The sequence below is a fragment of the Levyella massiliensis genome (assembly GCF_000308275.2).
GTDB classification, from domain to species: Bacteria; Bacillota; Clostridia; order Tissierellales; family Peptoniphilaceae; genus Murdochiella; species Murdochiella massiliensis_A.
This window is the reverse complement of record NZ_HG529491.1, coordinates 137,236-159,445: the sequence shown is the minus strand read 5'-3', so window position 1 is coordinate 159,445 and position 22,210 is coordinate 137,236. Positions and strand designations below refer to the sequence as shown.

The following is a 22,210-nucleotide window of genomic DNA, read 5'->3' as shown; positions in this document are numbered from 1 at the left end:
GGGCATTATGCAAGACCAACGACCGGAACGGACCTTGATCAAAGCATTATTGTTAAGCGCCGGTGTTCTGGCGCTGCCGGTGGGGGCCGTGCAAGCAGATAGCACAGAGACAGCATCCGCTGCGGAACAAAAAATCAGTTTCGAAGTCTCGCAAGAGACAAAAGAGGAAGCAACGGAGGCAGCAACGGAAGAAGTAGCTCCGGAGGCAGCAACGGAAGAGGCGACAACGGAAACAGCCGCAGAGGCGGTGCCAAGTACAGCAGAAGCCAAGCCCACGCCTTCGAAAGACACAACAGTGCGCGCCGCACGGCCGGAATTTGCCTTAACGACATCGGTGCCGCGTATCGCACCGCCAGACGTCGTGCGTCAAGCGCAGAGACGCAACGGCCGTTTTTACGATGCACAAGGAAACCGCATCACCAATCGCTGGGTGGAATGCAATGGCGTTTTCTATTTTTCAAATACGAACGCGACGACCTATACGAATCGCTTTGTCTCTTTTGGCGGCGATGCCATTTATTACTTGGATGAAGCGGGGCGCTTGTATGCAGGCGTCTTGACGCGTGGCAGTAAAAAATATTTGCTGGATGAAACCACGGGCAGGTTGCATCGGGAGAATCGCTGGGTGAACCAGTTGCATGGTAAATACTTTCCCAATGCCGCCGGCGAACTATATTACAATCGTTTCATTTCCATGGATCAGAACGCCATCTATTATGTGGGCGACACTGGAAAGCAACAGACGGGCGTCATCCAAGTCAGCGGACAATACTATCTGATGGACGAAACGAGGGGCGGCAAAATGCGTCGCGATAACACATGGGTGAGCTATCGCGGGAAGGAGTATTTTCCGAAAGCTAACGGTGAACTGTATCGCAATCAGTTTATTACCTTTGGCAAAGACATCGCCTATTATATGGGCGAAGATGGCAGCAAACAGGTGGGGCGTTTGAAGCTCAAAGACGCGTTCTACATTCTGCATCCGGTGACGGGCCAGGTCCAGTTCCGCAATGCACCCGGTTATCGGACGGTTGACGGACAGCGCTTTTACGTGGATGCCACAGGGGCATTTCGTTCGGTGGGACAGTGGGTCACGAAGAACGGTAAAAGTTATTACCAAAAAGGAGACGGCACCTACTATCACAACGAGGAAATTACCGTTGCCCAAAAAAAATATTACATCGGAGCGGATGGGGCTACGACACCCGGCGTTCACCGCGTTGGTCAGAAACTCTATTACTACGATCCTGCTCTCAACAATGAGCGTCGCCAACGTAGCGGCGTTGTGCAATGGCGGGGACAACAGTACTATGTCGGCTCCAAGGGCAATATTCTCACCAATCAAATTGTGCAGGTGGGGGACACCGTGAAACAGGCAGATGCCAACGGTATTTTGCGAACGACAACACGTCGCCTGGTTATTGACCTTTCCTATCATCAGAGACCGGATGATTTCAACTTTGATGCGTTTACCAACGGCGTATCCGGCGTAATTCTGCGTGCCGGCTATACCGGACATGGCACCGGAAACTCCTATTATCGTGACACAGCGTTCGAACGCTTCTATCGCGAGTTTAATGCGCGGGGCATCCCGATCGGCGCCTATTGGTATGCCTGTGCCAATACGGTGGAAGAAGGCATTGCCGAAGCCAAGGAGTTTAAAAAAGCCTTGGCGGGCAAGAAGTTTGCCCTCCCCGTGTACTGGGATACCGAAGATCAGTACCATCAGCGCCATACGGACAAGAAGACGTTGACCGATACCGCCCTGGCTTTCTTAAAAGAAATGGAAAAATCCGGTTATTATACCGGCATCTATGCCAGCGCATCCTGGTTCTATGAAAAACTGCAGATGGAACGCCTCAAAGACTATGATATTTGGGTGGCACACTACGGTGTTGCCACACCGGCCTATCACGGTGACTACAATCTCTGGCAGTTCACCTCCAAGTATAAGAAGGACGGTTTCCCGCGCCAATTGGATGCCAACTGGATGCTAGTGGACTATCCCGCCATCATCAAAAAAGCACGCCGAAACGGCTATTGATGGTAAAGGTAAAAATTCAATAGAGAAAGGCGGCGTTTCGGCCATGTTTCGAAACGCCGCCTTTTGCCGTTTCCAATAAATCCGACATCCGGCAATGCTATTGCCTTCCCCCTCAGAGGGAGGGACTGTGTTAAAATAGTAGCGACAGGCGTCGGAGCAGAAAAATAGCTCCTCGCAGGGAGGAAAGCATTGATTCTTCATATCAATATGAATTATATAGCGGGATCGCTCTATAGTGCCATGTTAGACCATATGCCGCATCCGGAAGAACACGTGGTCTATGCGCCGGCGGCCCGTAAGGCGCGGACCTATACGCTGATGAAACAGGAATTGGGACATCCGGAAGTGCACGTGATGCCTGGCCTTTCATCGTGGGAACGCATGTTTTATAGGCATCGTCATCATAAAATGTATCAAGCCTTGCAAAAAAGTGTATCGCTGGATAAAATTACTCTCTCGCAGGCCTATACGCTCTTTACCGATGGCGCGCTGGCGCATCGCCTTTTTCGCGAAAAAGGCGTTCCCTACATCGTATCGCTACAGGATCGGGAATTACGGCGCCTGCTGAATGAATGGAATAAGCATGAGGAATTGGCGCTGGAGATACTGGAAGACGCCTCGGCGATCACTTTCCTGTCGGAAGGAATGCGCCAAGAGGTGGTGGAGCGGCTTATACCCGTGCAGCAGAGGGCTCACTTTCGACGTAAGAGCTATGTTATCCCGCAAGGCATTGATGATTTCTGGCTCGAAAATCCACCGCCAGAGAGTTTGAAAACGGAGCAACAAGAGTGCTGCCCAAAGACGGTGCGCTTGCTCTTCGTGGGAACATTGAATCGGAACAAAAATGTGATGCAAATTCAGGAGGCCAGACGTCTTCTGCAGGAACGCGGTATTTCCACACGCTTAGACATGGTTGGGCGTGTTGTGAATCGTCGATTGTACGATGCTCTTCTCAATGTTCCCAATACGGTGTATCATACTCCGGAATCGAAAGAGGAATTGATTCATTGCTATCGCAAGGCGGACATCTTTGTGATGCCGTCCTTCTACGAAGCCTTCGGCTTAGTGTATGCGGAGGCATTATCGCAGGGACTACCGATTATTTACTCGAGGGGGCAGGGCTTTGACGAACAGTTCCCGAACGGTGAAGTGGGCTATGCCGTATATCCGCAGGATCCATCATCCATTGCGGATGCGATAGAAGCTATTTTAAAAGATAAGGCTATAAGAAAACGAGCGCTTGCCGGTGCGTCACGCTTCGACTGGAAGCAAGTGGACGCACAGTATGCGGCGATTTATCGCCAGTTGCTACCGACAGCGCCGACGTCGCCGCGCAGGTAACGCGGGATAGAGACAAGGGTGGCAAACAGCTGAAAAAACAGGAGAACAACATGGGATTAAAGGAAGAATTGCTAAAAAAAATTGAGGATCGTTCCATTCGTGTCGGCGTGGTAGGCTTAGGCTATGTCGGTCTGCCGCTGGCTGTGGAGAAGGCTCGTGCGGGATTTCAGACGACGGGATTTGACGTACAGGACGAAAAGGTCAAGCTCGTCAATGCCGGACATAATTACATCGGCGATATCGTGGACGACGATCTGAAGGCATTGGTGGAGGCGGGAAAACTGCGTGCTACCACGGACTTTAGTTTTATTAAAGATGTGGATTTTGTTGCCATCTGTGTGCCGACGCCACTGGATGCTCATCAGCAGCCGGATATCAGCTACGTGAAGTCCTCGGCAGAAAGCATTGCTGCGCATTTGAAAGCAGGCACCATGGTGGTGTTAGAGTCTACGACCTATCCCGGTACGACAGAAGAACTGGTGAAGCCCATTCTGGAAGAGGGCTCCGGTCTGGTCTGCGGTGAAGATTTCTATTTAGGCTTTTCGCCGGAGCGCGTTGATCCGGGCAACAAACAGTATAAGACGAAGAACACGCCGAAAGTGGTTGGAGCCATCGGTAAGGATGCAACGGAAGTCATCGCTAAGATGTATTCTACCGTATTGGAAGGGGAAGTTTACCCCGTCTCCTCGCCGGCTGTTGCTGAGATGGAAAAAATTCTGGAAAACACCTATCGCAACGTGAATATCGGTTTGGTCAATGAATTGGCTATTCTGTGCCATCGCATGGGCATCTCTATCTGGGAAGTGATTGACGCTGCGAAGACGAAGCCCTATGGCTTCCAGGCATTCTATCCGGGACCGGGCCTGGGCGGCCACTGCATTCCGCTGGATCCGTACTATCTTTCCTGGAAAGCACGTGAATACGGCTTCCATACGTCCATGATCGAATCCTCGATGATGGTGAACGATAAAATGCCGGAGTACACTGTGGATCGTGCGGCGCAGGTGCTGAACCGTTTGAAAAAGCCGTTAAACGGCTCGAAGGTGCTGGTCTTGGGCGTCGCCTATAAGAATGATATTGATGACTATCGCGAAAGCCCGGCCATTGCCGTGATCGAGGTATTGAAGGCTCGCGGTGCAGACGTGCAGTTCTTTGATCCGTATATCACGACCTTCCGCCATAAGGGAAAGACCTATAGCGGCATGGAAAGTCTGTCTGCCAAGGATGTGGCGGACGCCGATTTGGTCATGATTACGACGGCACACCAGGTGTATGATTATCCGATGATTTTGAAAAATGCGAAGGCGATCTTTGATGCGCGTCATGCCATTCAAAATCCGGAGCAATACGAGAACGTGGAAACGCTATAAGATCTTAGTGGAGCTAGGCGTATCTCCTCGCTGAGCACGTAGACGTATCGCACGAATAAGAAGGATGGAGCGACAATTGATGGCGGAAGAGAAAAGGAGAGTCCTCCATGTCATGATGGGATATGGAGGCGGCATCTCCTCCTTTGTAAAAAATATGGCGAAAGCGGTACGCAATCGTTCTATTACGATTGATGTGGTAACCTTTACGCCTGTTCCGGACGCCTTTCGAGAAGCTATCGCACAAACCGGCGGGGCTATATATCAGATGGAACGCCCCCACAAAGCGGGCATAGCTGCTTTTTGTCGCTCCTATCGCGTGCCTTTTCAGCAACATCGCTATGCGGCGATCCATTGTCATGCGGCGGGATACAATGCCTTGCCCTTTTGGCTTTTCTCTCGATTTGCCCATGTGCCGCTGTTTTTTGTACACGCCCATGGCAAAATGATGGACGGTGTGCACTATACATTCAAAAATCGCCTGCGTGTGGCTTGCGGTAAAGCCATTAATCGCATAGTATCGCAGCGTATTGTCGGTTGCTCTGAATTGGCTATTCGTGATGTCTACGGCAAGGTGCCGAAGAAGCGCATGATGATATTGCCCAATTGCGTCGCACACCATGACTTTTATAAGACGAGGGAAGAAGTGACAAAACGGCGCAAGGCAGTTCGTGAGCGCTTTTCGATTTCGCAGCCGGGACCTCTCTATGCGCAGGTAGGACGTCTGGAACCGGTGAAAAATTTTGAAAAAACTATTGCAATTGCCGCCTATTACGAGGCGCATCAGTATCCCGGAACGTTTCTTTTTGTCGGCACAGGTGATGAAGAAGCGCATCTGAGAACACTCGTGATGCAGAGTCATTTGGAGAAGCGGGTCCTTTTCACTGGAAGAGTAGAAAAACTGTCCGACTTTTTGCCGGCGATGGATGCCGTGCTGATTCCGTCGTATTCAGAGGGACTGCCGACAGTTGCGGTGGAAGCGCAAGCGTCCGGCATTCCGGTTCTAGTAAGCGATCGCGTGTCACGCGAAACCGATTTTCACCTGGGTTTGTTGGAGTTTCTTTCTTTTAATGCGGCCGTCTCGACTTGGGCGGAGCATTTGCGGAAGCTCCCATTGATGCCTCGCCCTACGGCTGCTGAGGTGGATCAGGCGTTTCAACAGAATTATTTTTCTTTGGAAGGTGGGGCAGAGTTGTATGAATCTTTTCTGCGAGGCGAAATTCGTACGCATCAGATTCGGTAGACGAGCGTAATATTATGAAAACCTGCATTTGTGTAGGAGGGTTCTGTGCGCATTTTACACATTAATACGAATTATCCGTATAACGTGCTGCATCGCAATATGATCAAAGCCATGCCTGCCGGTGAAGCAGAACATTTTGTTTTTGCCCCGGTGCGCAAGGGATCTGAGCCGCTGCCGGACACAACGCCGAACGTCTATTCGCCTGTTTGCTATACGGTAGCCGATCGTTTTCTATATTTCAATAAACGCCGCAAGCTATACCACACCTTAGAGAAATTATTGGATCTCAGGTCTTTTGGCCTCTTGCATGCCTATACTTTGTTCACTGATGGCGATATTGCCTATCGCGTTCATAAAAAATACGGGACGCCGTACGTAGTGGCTATACGTAATTCCGATGTGAATTTCTTTTTTCGTTGGTTTTTCTTTTTACAACCTTATGCGATGCGCATTCTGGAAAACGCAGAAACTATATTTTTTCTTTCGGACGCATATCGTCGGGAGGTTTTCTCGCACTATATCCCTTCAGATAAAAAAGAAAGCCTTTATCGGAAAACGGTGATTATCCCCAATGGGATTGATACATTTTGGCATAGCCATGTTCCGGAAGAGAGCGTGCTTGAAAATCGAACTGCCTTAGCAGCGCAGGAACCTTTGCCGTTATTATTTGCCGGCACCTTGGATCGCAATAAAAATCCTCGTGCCATTGTCGAAGCCATGGCGATCTTAGAAAAGAGGGGCGTGAAGACACGTCTGACCATGGTAGGAAAGATCAAGTCCAAGCGCTATACGGAGCGGTTGCTTCAAGCGCCGGGCGTAACCTATCACGAGCCGATGACACAGGCTCCCTTATTGGAACAATATCGTTCGCACGCTATTTTTGTTATGCCTTCCTATCATGAAACCTTTGGCCTGGTGTATGCAGAGGCCTTATCACAGGGCATGCCTGTCATTTATACGAGAGGGCAGGGCTTTGATGGGCATTTTCCGGAAGGCAGCATTGGAAAAGCAGTGGAAGCCGATTGCCCTGAAGAAATTGCAGAAGCGATTTTAACCATTCGCGATGCGTTTCCTTCTATTCAGCATAGATGCCTTGCGGCAAGTCAGCGTTTTTATTGGGAAAAGATTGATATGGCCTATATGGAGATCTACAAAAAAACGTATGGTAAGAGCATAAGAGAGGGAGACGAATGAATATTTTATATATCGATCATTATGCCGGATCCCTTTCCATGGGCATGGAGTTTCGTCCGTATTATTTTGCCCGGGAATGGGCGGAACAGGGACATCACGTTCGCATTTTAGCGGCGAATTATTCGCATTTGCGCAAGAAAAACCCTGCTGTGACCAAGGATCTGGAGATTCAAACCATCGATGGCGTGGAGTTTCAGTGGATTAAGACCGTATCCTATCCGAAAAATGGGATAAAACGACTGTGGAGTGTGGCTCAATTTATAGGGAAACTGTCACGGTATGCAAAAAAAATCGTACAGGACTTTCATCCGGATGTGATCATTGCTTCATCCACCTATCCCTTCGACACCTATCCGGCACAAAAGATGCGTAAGCTGGCGCGCCAAACGAATCCGAAAGCGGTTTTGGTACATGAAGTGCATGATATGTGGCCGATTACACCCATGCAGCTCTATCATCTTTCGGCAAACAACCCCGCTATTCGCCTCATTCAAAGGGGGGAAGACTCTTTCTGCAAGAATGCGGATTATGTAGTCTCTGTGTTGTCCCATGCCAAGGATTATTTAGTACAGCATGGCATGGCGCCGGAACATTTTGTTTACGTGCCCAACGGCATTCAACTGTCGGACTGGGAAGATCCGCTGCCCTTACCGGAGACACATCAAAAGGTTTTGGAGCGAGCGCGGCAGGAAGGACGCTTTGTGCTCTCCTTTTTTGGCAGTCACACGCGTTCCTATGGTTTGGACACCTTGTTGGAGGCGGCAGCACAGATCGACCCGACGCGCTATTTGCTGGCCTTTGTTGGCGAAGGCAATTATAAAGAAGAATTACAGCAAAAGGCGAAAGACATGGGCTTTACGTCGGACAACTGCGCCTTCTTATCGCGTATCGATAAACGTTCCATTCCTACGTTACTTCAGGCGAGCGATGCTTCCTATGTGGCGGCCATTCGCAATGATATGTTTCGCTTCGGCATCGGCATGAATAAGCTGATGGATGCGATGATGGGGGCAAAACCGATACTCTATGCGGTGGAGGCACCCAACAACTGGATTTTGGAGTATGACTGCGGCATAAGTGTAGAAGCGGAAAACGCAACGGCCCTTACCGAGGGCTTTCGCCAGCTGCTAGCTCTTTCTGAGCAGCAGCGCCGCAAGATGGGCGAGAACGGTCGCCAGGCCATGCTTAAGCATTTCCTGTACCCACACTTGGCGGAACGCTTTTTGCAGGCGGTTACGGCCGACAGGAAAGAGGAGGCAGAATGAAAACTGTCGATCTGCTCTATATTTCCTTTGTGGATCTGGACGGCCCGGCAGACACGGGCTCCAGTGTGCGCCCCAAGCAGATGTTGAAAGCCTTTCGTGAGGCAGGTTGTGAGGTGCACGTGCTGGATGGTTGGAACAACCATCGCAAAGAGCGCCGCCGTCGCGTGAAAGAAACCATGCGCTGGCTGGACAATCATGAGGTGCGTTATTGCTATGTGGAGCCGCCTTCGGGACCATTTTTTGTGCATGCCGATCATGTGTTGCTGAAAAAGATACATGCGCGCGGCATCCCCATCGGCTTATTTTATCGGGACATCTATTGGCGCTTTAAGAATCAATTTTCTCATTTGAATCTTCTGAAATTTTGGGCGATTCAATGGATGCAACGCTATGATTTGGCGGTTTTTAAGAAGAATGTATCGCTCTTTTACTTTCCAACGGAGCAAATGGCTCGGATTGCCGATTTCGGCGTACCCTATGCGCTCCTTCCGCCGGGCGCTGACCCCATGACGGATGCCGAAGAACGCGAGGCGTCGGAGAAGCGTATCCGCGAAGAGGCTGTCCTGACCTTGTTCTTCGTGGGCGGTTTATCTCCGCGTTACGGTTTTGATTTACTGTTGGACGCCTTAAAGAAAGTAAACGAAAAAGAGATTCGACTGCGCTTGTGCGCCGTATGTCGTGAACAGGAATGGTTGGACTTTCAAAAGCACTATCCCACAGAGGATTTGCCGTGGCTTTCCATTCATCATGTGGCACTCGGAAACGGTTTGGAAGAGCTGTATCAGTGTGCGGATTTAGCCGTTTTACCATTGCGCAAAATGACCTATACCGACTTTGCCGTATCGGTTAAGCTGTTCGAATACGCTGCGCAGGAGAAGCCGATTATTTGCACGAATGTCGATGCCATGGCAGAGATTGTATCCGAAAACCGACTGGGATGGGTCTGTGAAGATACGCCTGAGGCGATGGCTGAGGTTCTGAATGAAGCGTTAGCAGATCGAAAGGCGCTCCTTGAAAAAAAGGAAGCAATTCGACGCTTCTTGCCGCACAATACCTGGAAAGCACGCGCGCAAAAAGTATTGCAAACGCTGGAAGAAGCAAGACGGAAGCAGTAGAAGGGAAAGTACATGTCTTTTACGATCGCAGAATTTTTGTTTCTTGGTTTTTCTGCCTTTTTTGCTATCTATTACTTGCTTTTGCGAGGGAAAAAGACAAAAAAACTGACGGAACCTTTCTTATTGGTCACGAGCCTGGCCGTTTATAGCGTTGGTGCGGGATGGAAAACCGGGCTGCTGCTGGCTTTAACCTGTCTGCTGACCAAGTGGGCGGGGGATCTTCTTTTTCATTCCCATTCTCGCCTTCGACTGGCGGTCTTTGTAACGCTTGCGCTGTGTCCCTTATTTTTGTTTAAGTATCTGAATTTTCTGCTGGGTACGCTAAATACTGTGTTGCATACGGCCTTTTCGGCAGGGGACTGGGCAGCGCCGCTAGGCATTTCCTTTATCACGTTTTCGGTGCTTTCGTATCTGATTGACGTGTACCGGGGAGAGGAACCGGGATCCATTCTATCAACGGGATTATACGTATTGTTCTTTCCGAAAATCTTATCGGGTCCTATTGTCCGCTGGAAGGAATTTCGCCAAAAATGGGCACTTCGCTGTGTATCCGTGGACTTGACGGAACAAGGGACCCGTCGTTTGATGATGGGGTTCATTAAAAAAGCTGTTTTAGCGGACAGCTTTGGCGTCGCCGCCACTATGATTGGAAGCAGTGTTCCGAATGGCGTTGATGCGCCATCGATTGTTTTAATGGGCTTTTGTATGATGTTCCAGATTTATTTCGATTTTTCCGGCTATTCCGATATTGCGCTGGGATTATCCAATATGCTGGGCGTCTCTTGGGAAGAGAACTTTCATTTTCCCTATTTGTCCACCTCGGTCAGCGACTTTTGGCGTCGTTGGCATATCTCCCTGGGCAGTTGGTTTCGTGAATATGTTTATATTCCCTTGGGCGGCAACCGTCGCGGCAACGTTTATGTGAATCTGTTCATTGTGTTTGCGCTGACAGGCATCTGGCACGGCGCGCGTTGGAACATGGTGCTTTGGGGATGCCTCAATGGCTTGGCAGTGATGGCAGAACGAAAAATAGCCAGCCAAAAACGATCAATGATGAAAAATACGCGATGCGGCACTGTGATACGGTGGCTTTTTACCATGGTGTTTGTGTACTTTTCCTGGATGCTGTTTATGGCGCCAAATTTAGGACAAGCGTTGCAGTATGGGCGCATTCTCCTATTTTCGCCTTATGCTTCGACAGCACTTAATTTCACGTGGCAATATTTTTTGACCCCGCGCCTTCTGGTGCTGCTGAGCATTGCGGGCGTAGGATCGGTATTACCGGCGATCGTACCGTCCGGGATTAAGGAGAAGCTGCTTCAATTTCGTAAAACCGTACCAGGCTATTGGATCGAAAGCGCTTTGCTTTTTGCTCTTTTGGTGCTAGCAGCGCTCTTTATGATCAATGCAAGTTACAGTCCGTTTTTGTACTTTCAGTACTAGGAGGAAACGATGCGTTTAAAAAATCATAAAATCATTTTTCTCATCCTTTCCGTTCTCCTGGTGCTTCTTCCGGTACTCACCATGGACCATACACCGAATAAAGTTTCAAAGATTGATAATCGAAAATTGACGGATCTGCGTGACTATGACGGCAACTTCCCCCATTGGCTGAAATCGTATGTGGAGGATCGCATGGGCGGCAGAGAGGCTATGATTAACGCCTATCTCATGCTTAACGACAAGCTCTTTCATCAATTGGAGCATCCCATCTATACATATGGCAAAGAGGGAGAGGTGTTTTTTAAGATGAAGCCCAATCGCCGTTATGAGCCGTATCATGATACCTTTGTCGATTTTGTGGTAAAGCTGCAACAGTATTGTGAGTCGCGAGGCATTCCATTTTACTTTCAGATGGAGCCGGAAAAGGCATCCACCTATCGCCAGTTTTTGCCGGACGGTGTGCACTATGAGGATCAGTGGGTGCACACCTTAATGTCGAAGCTTCAACAACGCGGTGTCAAGGTGGTAGACAATGTGTCCCTTCTTGCAGACAAAGCAAAAAGGGAGCGTGTTTTTAGTGTCAAGGATAATGTGGGGCATTGGAATGATGTGGGCGCTTACTATGCAATGAACCATCTTTTTGAGAAGATGAACAAGGATTTTCCGGCAATGCAGCCACTTCCCAAGAATTTCTTTCGTCATGGGTCGCATGTGGAGGAGACATTACCGGAATCGAATTTCCCCATTCGAGAAGAAATACCAGATTGGGATTTAAAGGAGCCCTTTGAAAATTTGACGGACGCTTATTGCAAGGAAGTGCGTGTGGATCCCCAATTTCCGTATGTGCATTATTTCATTAACCCGACGCCTCGCGCTAAGGTGTTGCCTAAGGTGTTGATTTTTCAGGGCAGTTATTTGAATAGCTGGAACCAGTTCTTGATTGCAAATACGCGTGAAAACATGGGCATACATGATTATCAAAACGTCCTGCAGGCGCCCTATTATATCAATCTGTTTCAACCGGAAGCCGTTGTCTTTGAAGTCGGCGAATATACGGTGGAAGAGTATTATTTTGATGAAAAAGGTATGAAAGCGGCCGATTTCGCACCCGCTATGAAAGCGGAGGACCTGGCGCAAAAAGCGACACAGCCTGTTTCATTACTGCGGGATGTTCAGAAACAAAAAAACACACAGGTGACAGAAATCACCTTCGCGATCGACCGGAAGAATATCCGTTATGCCTATTTGGCGGCGGGAGACAAGGTGTATGATCTGCAAAAGACCGATAAGAAAGACGTTTTTCTTTTGGCCTTACAAAACTATGTTTCTTTACCGCAAAACAAGACGCAACTCTATTATTACACCCAAGAGGGACAATGGAGGAGGGAAGAAAATGTCGGGATTTTATTTAACAAATGAAGTGAATGCGCCGACGACCTTCTGGAAACCGGCATCGGTGTCATTGCGTCATCAGGAAAAGCATATCGAAGGCTGGACACTTTCTTCAGATGTGACGCTGCGTTTTGCGGAGCATAAGGTGTTTTTTGAGGATGCTTCTGTTTTTGTGATGACGGATGGGATTATCACGAATGCGCATCATCTGGGGATACCGGAGCATCCGCAGGGCCTGGGCGGCTGGATTCGCGATGCTTATGCGCAAGATCCTCTATTTTTCAAACGCTTTCGCGGCTCGTTTTCCGGCGCAGTATTGGATCGCAAAATGGGAGAGTGGACAATCTACACGTGTCCCACCGGAGAACGCGGCATCTTTTATTGGACGGATCCCGAAAGCCGTCGCGTGATTGTCGGTTCTCGGTTGCATTTCGTGACGGAAACCATGCGAAAAGCGGGGATACCGCGTCGTCCCGATAAAACGGGTTTTCGGCAGTTTATGAATTTCGGCTCGTTCACGGATACGCATACCGGTGTGGAAGGCGTACGACGCCTTTACCCCGGCGACTATTTACGCATTACGCCGGAAAGCGTGACAACCAAGCCCTATCATGTTCTGCCGGCACCGTCTTTTGAACGCTGTGATCACGCAAAGAGCATCGATAAGCTACAGAAGGCGCTGGCAACCGCACTAGAGGACGGCGTGTATTGGAACAAAAAGTACGAGTATCAGACTCTGGTGGATTTGAGCGGCGGAGCGGATACGCGTATTCTGTTTTATGCTTTACAGGGGTTAGCGCCTGACAACCTCGAAGCATTCACGTATGCGCAATCCGGCAGTCGCGATGCACGGATTGCACGCGATATCGCGGCGGACGCCGGTGTACCGTGGCGTTTTATGCCCATGGACACGCCGTCTTTTCTGACGGAGGTGGACACGTTGATGCGTATGAATAACGGCGCCTGTTATTATTTCGGCATTACCGGAGGCAAACAGATGCTGGAACGTCTCGTGTCGCCAACGTGGGGCATTGAATGGACAGGCATTGCCGGGGATATCCATGAGGGTGCGATGCTGACGGAGAATGGTGAGGACACCCCGGATGAAACCATGGATCGCTATCGCTTATCCCGCCATCTTCCGATGTTTGCCATGGAAAAAAACGAAGAAGCGCATCGCTATCAGAATAACGATACGTATTGGCTGGTTACACGTGGCTTCTTGGCGGCGGCTTCGACGAATTTTATTCGCCAATATTACACCGAACCGCTGATGCCTTTAGCGGACGCGGATGTGCTGGACGCCCTGTTGGAAATACCGTGGGAACAGAGGGTTTGTGATAAAATACAAATGCGTTGGCTAAAACGCTACTATCCGCAAAGCTTGCGTTACGCCCATTCCGGGACGGGTATTCCCTTGTCGCATGAATTCTTTCCGTGGCATGTACTGGAACGAAAGATTCACACAGGGCTGGTTATGTTGAAGGCTAAGAAAAATGGAAAGCCTTCAGCCGGAGAAATGAACCCTCTGGACTATTGGTGGAAAACAGCGCCGGATGTGCGTCAACAGCTGACGGATTACTATAAGAACTATGTTTCCGCCATCACAGAGGCAAAACTGCAATCCGCGGTGCGGGAGCTTTTTGAATGCGGAGAGCACTTTGTGGATCGCGGGTTAGCGCTCTCGGTAATTTCGTATTTTCGAAATTATTTGGACTGAAACAGCAACATGAGGAAGTGAGCATGATCTTAACTTTGACAGCGGGTTATCCTTTTGGAGGAGAGCCGTTTCTGATTTCAGAGGATCAGTATGCGCCGAAAGACATGACGTATCTGGCATTACATCCTTTGGAAAACAACAATCAAAGTAGCCATGAAGGCGTTCGCATTGCCAAAAAACGCAATGTACCCATCATGATTTGGTATGCCCTTTGCGGCCTGTTTGATCCGCTCATTTGGCAGGAAATCGGTCGGATGCGGAAAATCGGCAAGTTCTCTCTGCGTAATCTGGGCTTCATGATGGGCTATTATGCCTATGCGGTGCGTTGCTATCACGAAGTTTACCGATGGATGCAAAAAAACAATGCTTTGCAGGCCGATACGGTTCTCTATTCGTATTGGATGGTAACACAGGCCATGATTTGCGCCCTTCTCAAGCGAAAAGTACCGGGTATGCGCATGGTAACGCGTTGCCATGGCTATGATATTTATGAGTATCGCGCCCCCGGGGACTATCTGCCGTTTCGCGATTTTATTTTCCGACAGGCAGATGCCATCTGTCCCATTAGTGATGATGGCGTACGCTATTTGAAAGAGACCTATCCGACATTGGAAGCGGAGAAAATACATCTGCATCGCCTTGGCACCATGGATCGCGGATTGACACCCCCTGCACAAAACGGAGAGCCCTTTCGCATTGTGTCCTGCTCGGCTTTAATCTCTTTAAAACGCGTGCATTTGCTGATTCAAGCTTTAGCGAAACTGCAGCATTCTGTTGAATGGGTGCATTTCGGTTCGGGGCCTTTGGAAGAGACGTTGCAAAAACAGGCGAATGAGGAACTGGGCGAAACGCCGGTACAATTTCATTTTTTCGGACAAGTGCCGAATCAGGCGATTCTTTCCTATTATCATGAGCACCATGTGGATCTTTTTGTGAACGTCAGTGAAACCGAAGGCGTGCCACTTTCTATTATGGAAGCGCTCTCTTTTGGCATCCCGGTCATTGCGACACAGGTGGGTGGTACGGCAGAGATTATCGACGTAGGAGAGAACGGATTTTTATTGCCGGCATCCTTTGCACCGCAAGAACTGACGAAAAAGATCGAAGAAATGGTAGCCATGCCTAGCGAGCGATACGAAGAAATGAGTCGACAGGCTCGTTTGCATTGGGAACAAAAGTGTAGTGCAAAGAAAAACTTTACGGCGTTTTATGATATGATACGTGCGTTGCCTTCAACACGCTAAGGCAGTAAGAACGAGACAGCCCGGAAATAAGGAGTACTGTGTGCATACTTTGATCGATAAACATCAAGCGTTGAATCAAAAAATATATCTTTTTTTTAGCAAATATATACCGGAGGGACTTAGAGCACAACGGGAACGCCTGTTGAGTGTGTTTTTCTACTTCATGCTCATTTTTTACACCTTAGGGGTGAACTACATTGGCTTTTCTCTCGGCTTTCGCCTCATTGTGCACGGTGCCACATTTTTATTTATGCTGGCACTGTATTGTGAAAAGGAAAAAGAAGCGCCGATCGTTCCTCGCAAAACCTTGTGGATGGCAGCCTTCTATCTTATGGGGCTCGGCGCATTATTGACAGCCGTTTTTGTCCGCAGTCGCGCCTATTTTTTGCTGACGCTGATCTGGTTTTTTTTGTATCCCTTTGCGCGCCTCGTATTACAACCGAACGTGTTTTTTGCTTGGATTGAGCGATATTGCATTGTGCTGATTCGCTTTTTCCTTGTAGTTGTCGTTTTGGCGTTATTTCTTTCGCCCCTGACAGCCGCCCAGTATACCGCTGTTTATAGCGACCCGAATGACCTGGCCATGCTCTGTGTGATGGTGATTTTGAGCAGCCTTTATCTGCTTTACAAGGGTATGCCGCAACAGCGGAAGAAATATTTTGCCTATACGGTATTGGCCACAGCAATGATTTTGTTTTCACGCTCGCGAACGGGCATGGTTATGATGCTGTGGGCGTATGTGCTCTTTTTTGCCTATTTGCATGTTCAAAAGAAGAATGTGTTTAGAAAGATTCTGCGCTTTGTGGGCGGTACGGTTGGCGCTTATGTTTTACTATATCTGTTGTTGACCTTTTTGACGCCGATGTCGGCCCGCACCATTTTCCCGCTCATCAGCCCCGAATATGCAGAAGCATTGAAAGAGCATGAAGGCGAGGAGATCAGCTTTGAGGAGTCTTTTACTCTTTTGGTTCAGAAAAGCATGAAGGGAGCAGGCGACAATCATGATGTCAGCTCCGGCAGAATGCGCATATGGACAGCGGGCGTTCAAAGATTGCGTCCCCTTGGGCACTTGGATGAACGCGTGTACGTCTGGAACTATGAACATCGCATGATGCTTTTGCACAACGCTTTTTTACAGATATGGTACTCCATCGGAATCCTGGGGGCGGCAGGTTACATCCTGCTGATGGCTTCCGTGATCAAAGACTCTTGGCCATGTATACGAAATTTATCCAAAATTTCCGTCGAACGCCTTACGGTGCTGGGTTTTTTGGGCAGCTATGCGATCTATCTGCTGTTCTTCTCCTCCTATAACCCGTTTGTATCCCCCCTTGCCTGGATCGCCTATTTTGTATCCATGGCGCCGGCACTACCCGAACGGGGGGTGGTTTCAAAGGAAAAACCATGTTTAACGCAATCAAAAAATTAACATCAACGGGATTCCTGCATATTTTTTCCTCGGAAGTGCTCAACAAGATCATCGTATCTTGTAGCGGCATTATTATCGTTAACTTTCTTTCCAAGGAAAGTTACGGTATTTACTCCTACGCCATGAATATTTTGAGTACTTTTTTGATATTCAGCGGTTTTGGCGCTACATCGGCTTTGATTCAGCTGGGGAGTGAACATTTAGAAGACCCGAAAAAGCAGGAGTCCATCACACGCTTTGGGTATCGTTTTGGCGTGGCAGTTAATCTACTGATGGCAGGGGCGATTCTTATTTTTTGCCGATTCTTTTCGTTTCCCATTTCAGGCGCTAGAGAAGTGTTGGCGCTCCTTTGCCTGATGCCGGTTTGTTATTTCACGATAGAAACGATTCAGATCTATTTTCGCATTCATCTGCAAAATAAACGCTTCTCCTATTTGAGTACCGGCATTGCTTTTGCCAACTCGCTGATGCTGATTATCGGTGCGTTGAGTCAAAATTTGTCGGTATTGGTGATTTTACGCTATGTAGCGTATCTGAGCGTTATTCTGATCGTGATTTGGAAGGTACAGCCTTTCTTTTTGACGCGACGTGGTCTCTTTTCCGGAAAAATAGCGATTTCTGAAAAAAACACGGATCCCGCATCTTCTCTACCGATGGCGTTGCCGGCACCCTTAACGAAAGCCGAGAAAAAAGATTTTTTCTCCATCGGCTTTGTGGCGCTCTTTAATAACAGTGTATCCAGTCTCCTTTATATTATTGACGGATGGCTAATCGGTTCCATTATTGCGGATCCGACGGTGTTGGCCGATTATCACATGGCTACCCTGATTCCCTTTGCAATGACATTTGTGCCTTCCGCCATCATCACCTATGCCTATCCCTATGTAGCCAGTCGGCGCAACGATAAACGTTGGCTCAGCCATCGTCTGAAACAGCTTTACGGTGCCATGGCCATTGTTAACGGCCTCATCAGCGCCGCCCTTTGCCTATTTGCTCCATTGATTTTCCGTCTGCTCTTTCCGGCTTATGCGTCGGCAATTCCAATTTTCCGTGTGCTGTCCGTGGGCTTTTTCTTCTCAGGTACGCTCAGGATTCTATCCGGGAATGTGTTGGTGATGCTCCATCGCTTGAAGGTGAACAGTGTAATTGCGGTGATTTCCGGCGTGCTCAACATTGTTTTGGATTATCTCTGGATTAAGCAATTCGGCTCCATCGGCGCGGCTTACGCAACGACGGCCATTTATATTATTTCAGGTGTGTTAAGCACCGGCTACGTCGTTTATTATGTGCATCGCCACCTTTCAGGTGATAATCAGGAGATTCCCACAAAATAAGCGTGTAGAATAAGGTATAATAAAGTGCTAAAGCGTATTGCACGGAGGCAATAATGAAGATTATGACGGTGGTGGGCGCCCGTCCACAGTTTATTAAAGCGGCGGTCGTTTCCCGCAAAATACGTAAACAGCATCAAGAGATTCTGGTGCATACCGGACAGCATTACGATGCGAATATGTCGGAAGTTTTTTTTGAAGAACTTTCTATTCCAAAACCGGATTACAATCTGGGCGTAGGCAGCGGTACGCATGCTCGGCAAACGGCAGCAATGCTTATTGGCATTGAAGATTTGCTTCTGCAAGAGAAACCGGATGCACTCCTAGTGTATGGTGATACGAATTCCACGTTGGCGGCGGCTTTGGCTGCCTCCAAGCAGCTTGTACCGGTGTATCATGTCGAAGCCGGTCTGCGCTCGTTTAATCGGGCCATGCCGGAAGAGCAGAATCGCGTCTTGACGGATCATCTTTCGGCATTACTTTTTGCGCCGACACAGACAGCAGTGGATAATTTAGCTAAGGAAGGCATCTCAAAAGGCGTGTATGCTGTTGGCGATGTCATGTGTGACGCCGTCCTCTACTATACGGCGTCCATGGAAAAACAGCAGAAGGATAAGATTTTTTCCGGACTTAAGGTGCTGAAAGGCACCACAGAGGGCGTGCACGAGTGGATTTTAGCTACGATTCATCGAGCCGAAAACACCGATACCGAAGAAAAATTGCGGCAGGTGTTAATGGCCTTTGAACAGCTTCCTTATCCGGTTCTATTTCCAGTACACCCGCGTACGCGACAAATGGCCATGGCCATTATGGAAAAGGAGCATTGCCATAACACCATCTTAGTGGAGCCGGTTGGCTATTTGGAGATGCTCTTTTTAACGAAATATGCGAAAAAGGTAGTGACTGATTCAGGCGGCTTGCAGAAGGAAGCCTATATTTTGCACACGCCATGTGTAACGGTTCGAGACCAGACGGAATGGGTGGAAACCCTCCGCGGGAATTTAAATATTTTAGCACGTCCCTCAGCGTCAGACATTGTGCAGAAGGTCGTGGAAACAAAAATTGATGAGACGGCACGCCGTCCGTATTACGGGGAAGGCGATGCAGCGGATAAGATTGTAGCTCTGATTTCGAGCAAAGGAGGAAACCAATGAATTACGCATTGATCGGCTGCGGACGCATTTCCATTAACCATGTGTACGCGGTCAAAAATAACGGATTGCATTTTGTGGCGCTCTGTGATGTCAAAGAGGAAAAGATGGATGCGCTCTTGGAGCGTGCGGAGCTCGATCCGACTACCGTTGCCCACTATACCGATTATAAGAAAATGTTGGATGAGCATCCGGAAATCGAGCTGGTTTCCATTGCTACTGAAAGCGGTTACCATGCAGAGATTGCACTGGAATGCATTCGTCGCGGCATCCACGTCATTATTGAAAAGCCCATGGCTATGTCGCTTGCCGATGCGGATCGCATCATTGCGTTATCCGAAGAAAAACATGTAAAAGTGGCCGCTTGCCATCAGAATCGCTTCAATGTAGCCATTCAAAAAGTACGTAAGGCGATGGATGAAGGGCGCTTCGGGCGCCTCTCGCACGGTTCCATCCATGTGCGCTGGAATCGCGGACGCGCTTACTATGAACAGGCGCCGTGGCGCGGTACTTGGGAAGAGGACGGCGGCGCGCTGATGAATCAATGCATTCACGGCATTGACTTATTGCGCTGGATGCTTGGCGATGAAATCGTGGAAGTGGTCGGACGTACGCGTCAGCAGTTCCATGATTATCTGGAAGCAGAGGATTTGGGCACCGCCATTGTTACGTTTAAAAATGGCGCCATTGGTATGGTTGAAGGCACGACGAATGTGTATCCGAAAAACTTGGAAGAGTCGCTCTTTCTCTTTGGCGAAACCGGTACGGTGAAAGTCGGCGGGAAATCCACCACGGATATTGAAGTTTGGGATTTTGCGGATCATAAGCCGGAGGATGAGGGCTTGGTGGGGATGAAAGAACCCACTTCCAATATTTATGGCAACGGCCATACCGCCTTATTCCGCGATGTGATCCAAGCCATAGAAGAGGATCGCGCTCCCTATGTGGACGCCCATGCCGGACGGCGCGCACTGGAACTTGTGCTGGCGATCTACAAGAGCCAAAAAACGGGCGAAGCGGTTAAGTTGCCGTTGACGGATTTTGCTTCCACGGACATGAAGGGCATTTTCGGCGAAGGTTCTCTGCAATACGATCCGGAGGCGCCGGTTGTTGAAGCCAACTGATGGCATCCATAGAGTGATCCGTAAAAAGCATCGGAAAGGAGAGGCCATGGCAGACTATTTTGTTCATGAATCCAGTTACATTGACCCTGACGTCACTATCGGGAAAGAGACGAAAATTTGGCATTTTTGCCATATTCAATCCGGCGCACGCATCGGTGAACGTTGCAGCTTCGGGCAGAACGTCAATGTCGGTAACAATGTCACCATTGGCAATGGCGTTCGCGTACAAAACAATGTTTCTTTGTATGCGGGTGTGTATTTGGAAGATAATGTGTTCTGCGGGCCTTCCTGCGTTTTCACGAATGACCTGAATCCGCGTGCCGCTTATCCGAAGGGCAGCGCGCACTATGTGGAAACGCTCGTAGAAAAAGGCGCCTCCATCGGCGCCAATGCAACCATTGTGTGCGGCCATACCGTACATACGCAGGCTATTGTAGCCGCCGGCGCCGTGGTAGCGCATGATGTGCCTGCCCATGCGCTGGTAGCGGGTGTGCCGGCAAAGCGTATCGGCTGGGCCTGCACCTGCGGTCATTTGTTCCATGACGAGGACGTACACGACGGCAGTGTCACCTGCCCACAGTGCGGTCGCCATCTGCAACAAGACGGCGAAGGAATGAAAGAAATTTACTGATATCGCAGCTTCTCAGCTGTGGAGGAGGATCCATGCAATTTATTGATTTGGGGCGGCAATATGAATCCGCAAAGGACGCTATTGATCAGGCAATCCGCGATGTGGTGGAGAACCAACACTTCATCATGGGACCGCAGGTCAAGGAACTGGAAGAAAAACTGGCGGCCTATGTCGGACGGAAGTATTGCCTGACCTGCTCCAGCGGCACGAGCGCCCTGTATTTGCCGCTTGTGGCCTATGGACTGGAACCAAATGATGCTGTTTTTGTTTCCAGCTTTACGTACTTTGCCTCAGCCGAAACCATTCGTCTTGCAGGGGCTACGCCGGTCTTTATTGATTCGGATGACACCTATTTGATGGATCCGGCGCATCTGGAAAAAACGATAGAGAAGACACTTGCCGAAGGCAAGTTGCGTCCGCGCGGCATCATGACCGTCGATATTTTCGGCTTGACCTGTGATTACGATCGGATTCAGGCTATTGCTGAAAAGTACGATTTATTCCTGATTACGGACGACGCACAGGCTTTTGGCGCCACCTATCACGGTAAGCAGAGCTGTGCCTTTGGCGATGTTTCGGCCACATCCTTTTTCCCCGCCAAGCCTTTAGGCTGCTATGGCGATGGTGGCGCGGTTTTTACGGACGACGAAGAACTGTATCATCTGATGCATTCGCTGCGCGTCCACGGCCACGGCGAATCCAAATATGACAATGTGCGCATTGGTATCAATGCACGTCTGGATACTATCCAGGCGGCGGTTTTGCTCGAAAAGCTGAAACTGTTGGATGGCGAGATTGAAAAGAAGAATGCCCTGCGCCGCCATTATGACGCCGTATTGGGCGACACCTTTGAAACGCCGATCATTCCGGACGGCTGCAAGACCTCTCTGGCACAGTATACGATTCTCACCAAGACGCCGGAGGAGCGCACGATGCTCCTGGAAGAAATGCCCAAGCACGGTGTTCCCGTCATGGTGTATTATCAGATTCCAATGCATGAACAGAAGGCGTTTGCGGATCTGGAATATGCACCGGAAGATTTGCCGGTCTGCCATGACCACAGTAATCGCGTGTTGAGCTTGCCCATGCATGCCTATATGACAGAAGAAGAATTCGAAAAGATTACATCTACGTTGCTGACATTGGTGCAGGATGTCCGCAAAAAACAGAATTGAA

17 protein-coding genes are annotated in these 22,210 nt (G+C 49.2%); all 17 read left to right on the top strand.

Annotated elements, in window-relative coordinates; translation table 11 throughout:
• Positions 1–7 precede the first annotated feature (7 nt).
• Positions 8–2,044, top strand: coding sequence for a GH25 family lysozyme (locus BN98_RS05715; RefSeq protein ID WP_019190503.1), 2,037 nt, complete (start codon positions 8–10; stop codon positions 2,042–2,044).
• A gap of 189 nt (positions 2,045–2,233) precedes the next feature.
• Positions 2,234–3,385, top strand: coding sequence for a glycosyltransferase family 4 protein (locus tag BN98_RS05710; protein ID WP_019190502.1), 1,152 nt, complete (start codon positions 2,234–2,236; stop codon positions 3,383–3,385).
• Between the two features lie 50 nt (positions 3,386–3,435).
• The gene (locus BN98_RS05705) at positions 3,436–4,755 is read left to right on the top strand and encodes a nucleotide sugar dehydrogenase (RefSeq protein WP_019190501.1); all 1,320 of its coding nucleotides are present in this window, start codon (positions 3,436–3,438) and stop codon (positions 4,753–4,755) included.
• Between the two features lie 112 nt (positions 4,756–4,867).
• Positions 4,868–5,995 (top strand): glycosyltransferase, encoded by a 1,128-nt coding sequence (locus BN98_RS07990; protein ID WP_019190500.1) that lies wholly within the window; start codon positions 4,868–4,870, stop codon positions 5,993–5,995.
• A 45-nt stretch (positions 5,996–6,040) separates the two neighbouring features.
• Positions 6,041–7,189, top strand: coding sequence for a glycosyltransferase family 4 protein (locus BN98_RS05695; protein ID WP_019190499.1), 1,149 nt, complete (start codon positions 6,041–6,043; stop codon positions 7,187–7,189).
• Positions 7,186–8,454: a glycosyltransferase family 4 protein gene (locus BN98_RS05690; protein ID WP_019190498.1), complete on the top strand. Its 1,269-nt coding sequence runs from the start codon at positions 7,186–7,188 to the stop codon at positions 8,452–8,454. The genes BN98_RS05695 and BN98_RS05690 overlap by 4 nt, the downstream gene beginning before the upstream one ends.
• Positions 8,451–9,569: a glycosyltransferase family 4 protein gene (locus BN98_RS05685; RefSeq protein WP_019190497.1), complete on the top strand. Its 1,119-nt coding sequence runs from the start codon at positions 8,451–8,453 to the stop codon at positions 9,567–9,569. Before BN98_RS05690 ends, BN98_RS05685 begins: the two co-directional genes overlap by 4 nt.
• 12 nt (positions 9,570–9,581) lie before the next feature.
• Positions 9,582–11,012, top strand: coding sequence for an MBOAT family O-acyltransferase (locus BN98_RS05680; RefSeq protein WP_019190496.1), 1,431 nt, complete (start codon positions 9,582–9,584; stop codon positions 11,010–11,012).
• A gap of 9 nt (positions 11,013–11,021) precedes the next feature.
• Positions 11,022–12,431, top strand: a complete 1,410-nt coding sequence (locus BN98_RS05675; RefSeq protein WP_019190495.1) for an alginate O-acetyltransferase AlgX-related protein — start codon at positions 11,022–11,024, stop codon at positions 12,429–12,431.
• The gene (locus BN98_RS05670) at positions 12,406–14,124 is read left to right on the top strand and encodes an adenine nucleotide alpha hydrolase family protein (RefSeq protein WP_019190494.1); all 1,719 of its coding nucleotides are present in this window, start codon (positions 12,406–12,408) and stop codon (positions 14,122–14,124) included. The genes BN98_RS05675 and BN98_RS05670 overlap by 26 nt, the downstream gene beginning before the upstream one ends.
• A gap of 23 nt (positions 14,125–14,147) precedes the next feature.
• A complete protein-coding gene (locus BN98_RS05665) occupies positions 14,148–15,368 on the top strand; it encodes a glycosyltransferase (RefSeq protein ID WP_019190493.1) in 1,221 nt (406 codons plus the stop codon).
• A 40-nt stretch (positions 15,369–15,408) separates the two neighbouring features.
• Positions 15,409–16,797, top strand: a complete 1,389-nt coding sequence (locus tag BN98_RS05660) for an O-antigen ligase family protein (RefSeq protein WP_019190492.1) — start codon at positions 15,409–15,411, stop codon at positions 16,795–16,797.
• The gene (locus BN98_RS05655; RefSeq protein ID WP_019190491.1) at positions 16,773–18,131 is read left to right on the top strand and encodes an oligosaccharide flippase family protein; all 1,359 of its coding nucleotides are present in this window, start codon (positions 16,773–16,775) and stop codon (positions 18,129–18,131) included. The genes BN98_RS05660 and BN98_RS05655 overlap by 25 nt, the downstream gene beginning before the upstream one ends.
• 53 nt (positions 18,132–18,184) lie before the next feature.
• Positions 18,185–19,282 (top strand): non-hydrolyzing UDP-N-acetylglucosamine 2-epimerase, encoded by a 1,098-nt coding sequence (gene wecB, locus BN98_RS05650; RefSeq protein WP_019190490.1) that lies wholly within the window; start codon positions 18,185–18,187, stop codon positions 19,280–19,282.
• Positions 19,279–20,403 (top strand): Gfo/Idh/MocA family protein, encoded by a 1,125-nt coding sequence (locus tag BN98_RS05645; protein WP_019190489.1) that lies wholly within the window; start codon positions 19,279–19,281, stop codon positions 20,401–20,403. Before wecB ends, BN98_RS05645 begins: the two co-directional genes overlap by 4 nt.
• A gap of 46 nt (positions 20,404–20,449) precedes the next feature.
• Positions 20,450–21,034, top strand: coding sequence for an N-acetyltransferase (locus tag BN98_RS05640; protein WP_019190488.1), 585 nt, complete (start codon positions 20,450–20,452; stop codon positions 21,032–21,034).
• 32 nt (positions 21,035–21,066) lie between these two features.
• Positions 21,067–22,209, top strand: coding sequence for a DegT/DnrJ/EryC1/StrS family aminotransferase (locus BN98_RS05635; protein WP_019190487.1), 1,143 nt, complete (start codon positions 21,067–21,069; stop codon positions 22,207–22,209).
• Position 22,210: the final 1 nt, after the last annotated feature.

Excerpts from the sequence above, each read along its gene's own strand:
- BN98_RS05715 (WP_019190503.1), top strand. The coding sequence starts at position 8 with ATGCAAGACCAACGACCGGAACGGACCTTGATCAAAGCATTATTGTTA.
- BN98_RS05705 (WP_019190501.1), top strand. The coding sequence starts at position 3,436 with ATGGGATTAAAGGAAGAATTGCTAAAAAAAATTGAGGATCGTTCCATT.
- BN98_RS07990 (WP_019190500.1), top strand. The coding sequence starts at position 4,868 with ATGATGGGATATGGAGGCGGCATCTCCTCCTTTGTAAAAAATATGGCG.
- BN98_RS05690 (WP_019190498.1), top strand. The coding sequence starts at position 7,186 with ATGAATATTTTATATATCGATCATTATGCCGGATCCCTTTCCATGGGC.
- BN98_RS05685 (WP_019190497.1), top strand. The coding sequence starts at position 8,451 with ATGAAAACTGTCGATCTGCTCTATATTTCCTTTGTGGATCTGGACGGC.
- BN98_RS05680 (WP_019190496.1), top strand. The coding sequence starts at position 9,582 with ATGTCTTTTACGATCGCAGAATTTTTGTTTCTTGGTTTTTCTGCCTTT.
- BN98_RS05675 (WP_019190495.1), top strand. The coding sequence starts at position 11,022 with ATGCGTTTAAAAAATCATAAAATCATTTTTCTCATCCTTTCCGTTCTC.
- BN98_RS05670 (WP_019190494.1), top strand. The coding sequence starts at position 12,406 with ATGTCGGGATTTTATTTAACAAATGAAGTGAATGCGCCGACGACCTTC.
- BN98_RS05665 (WP_019190493.1), top strand. The coding sequence starts at position 14,148 with ATGATCTTAACTTTGACAGCGGGTTATCCTTTTGGAGGAGAGCCGTTT.
- BN98_RS05655 (WP_019190491.1), top strand. The coding sequence starts at position 16,773 with ATGTTTAACGCAATCAAAAAATTAACATCAACGGGATTCCTGCATATT.
- wecB (WP_019190490.1), top strand. The coding sequence starts at position 18,185 with ATGAAGATTATGACGGTGGTGGGCGCCCGTCCACAGTTTATTAAAGCG.
- BN98_RS05645 (WP_019190489.1), top strand. The coding sequence starts at position 19,279 with ATGAATTACGCATTGATCGGCTGCGGACGCATTTCCATTAACCATGTG.
- BN98_RS05640 (WP_019190488.1), top strand. The coding sequence starts at position 20,450 with ATGGCAGACTATTTTGTTCATGAATCCAGTTACATTGACCCTGACGTC.
- BN98_RS05635 (WP_019190487.1), top strand. The coding sequence starts at position 21,067 with ATGCAATTTATTGATTTGGGGCGGCAATATGAATCCGCAAAGGACGCT.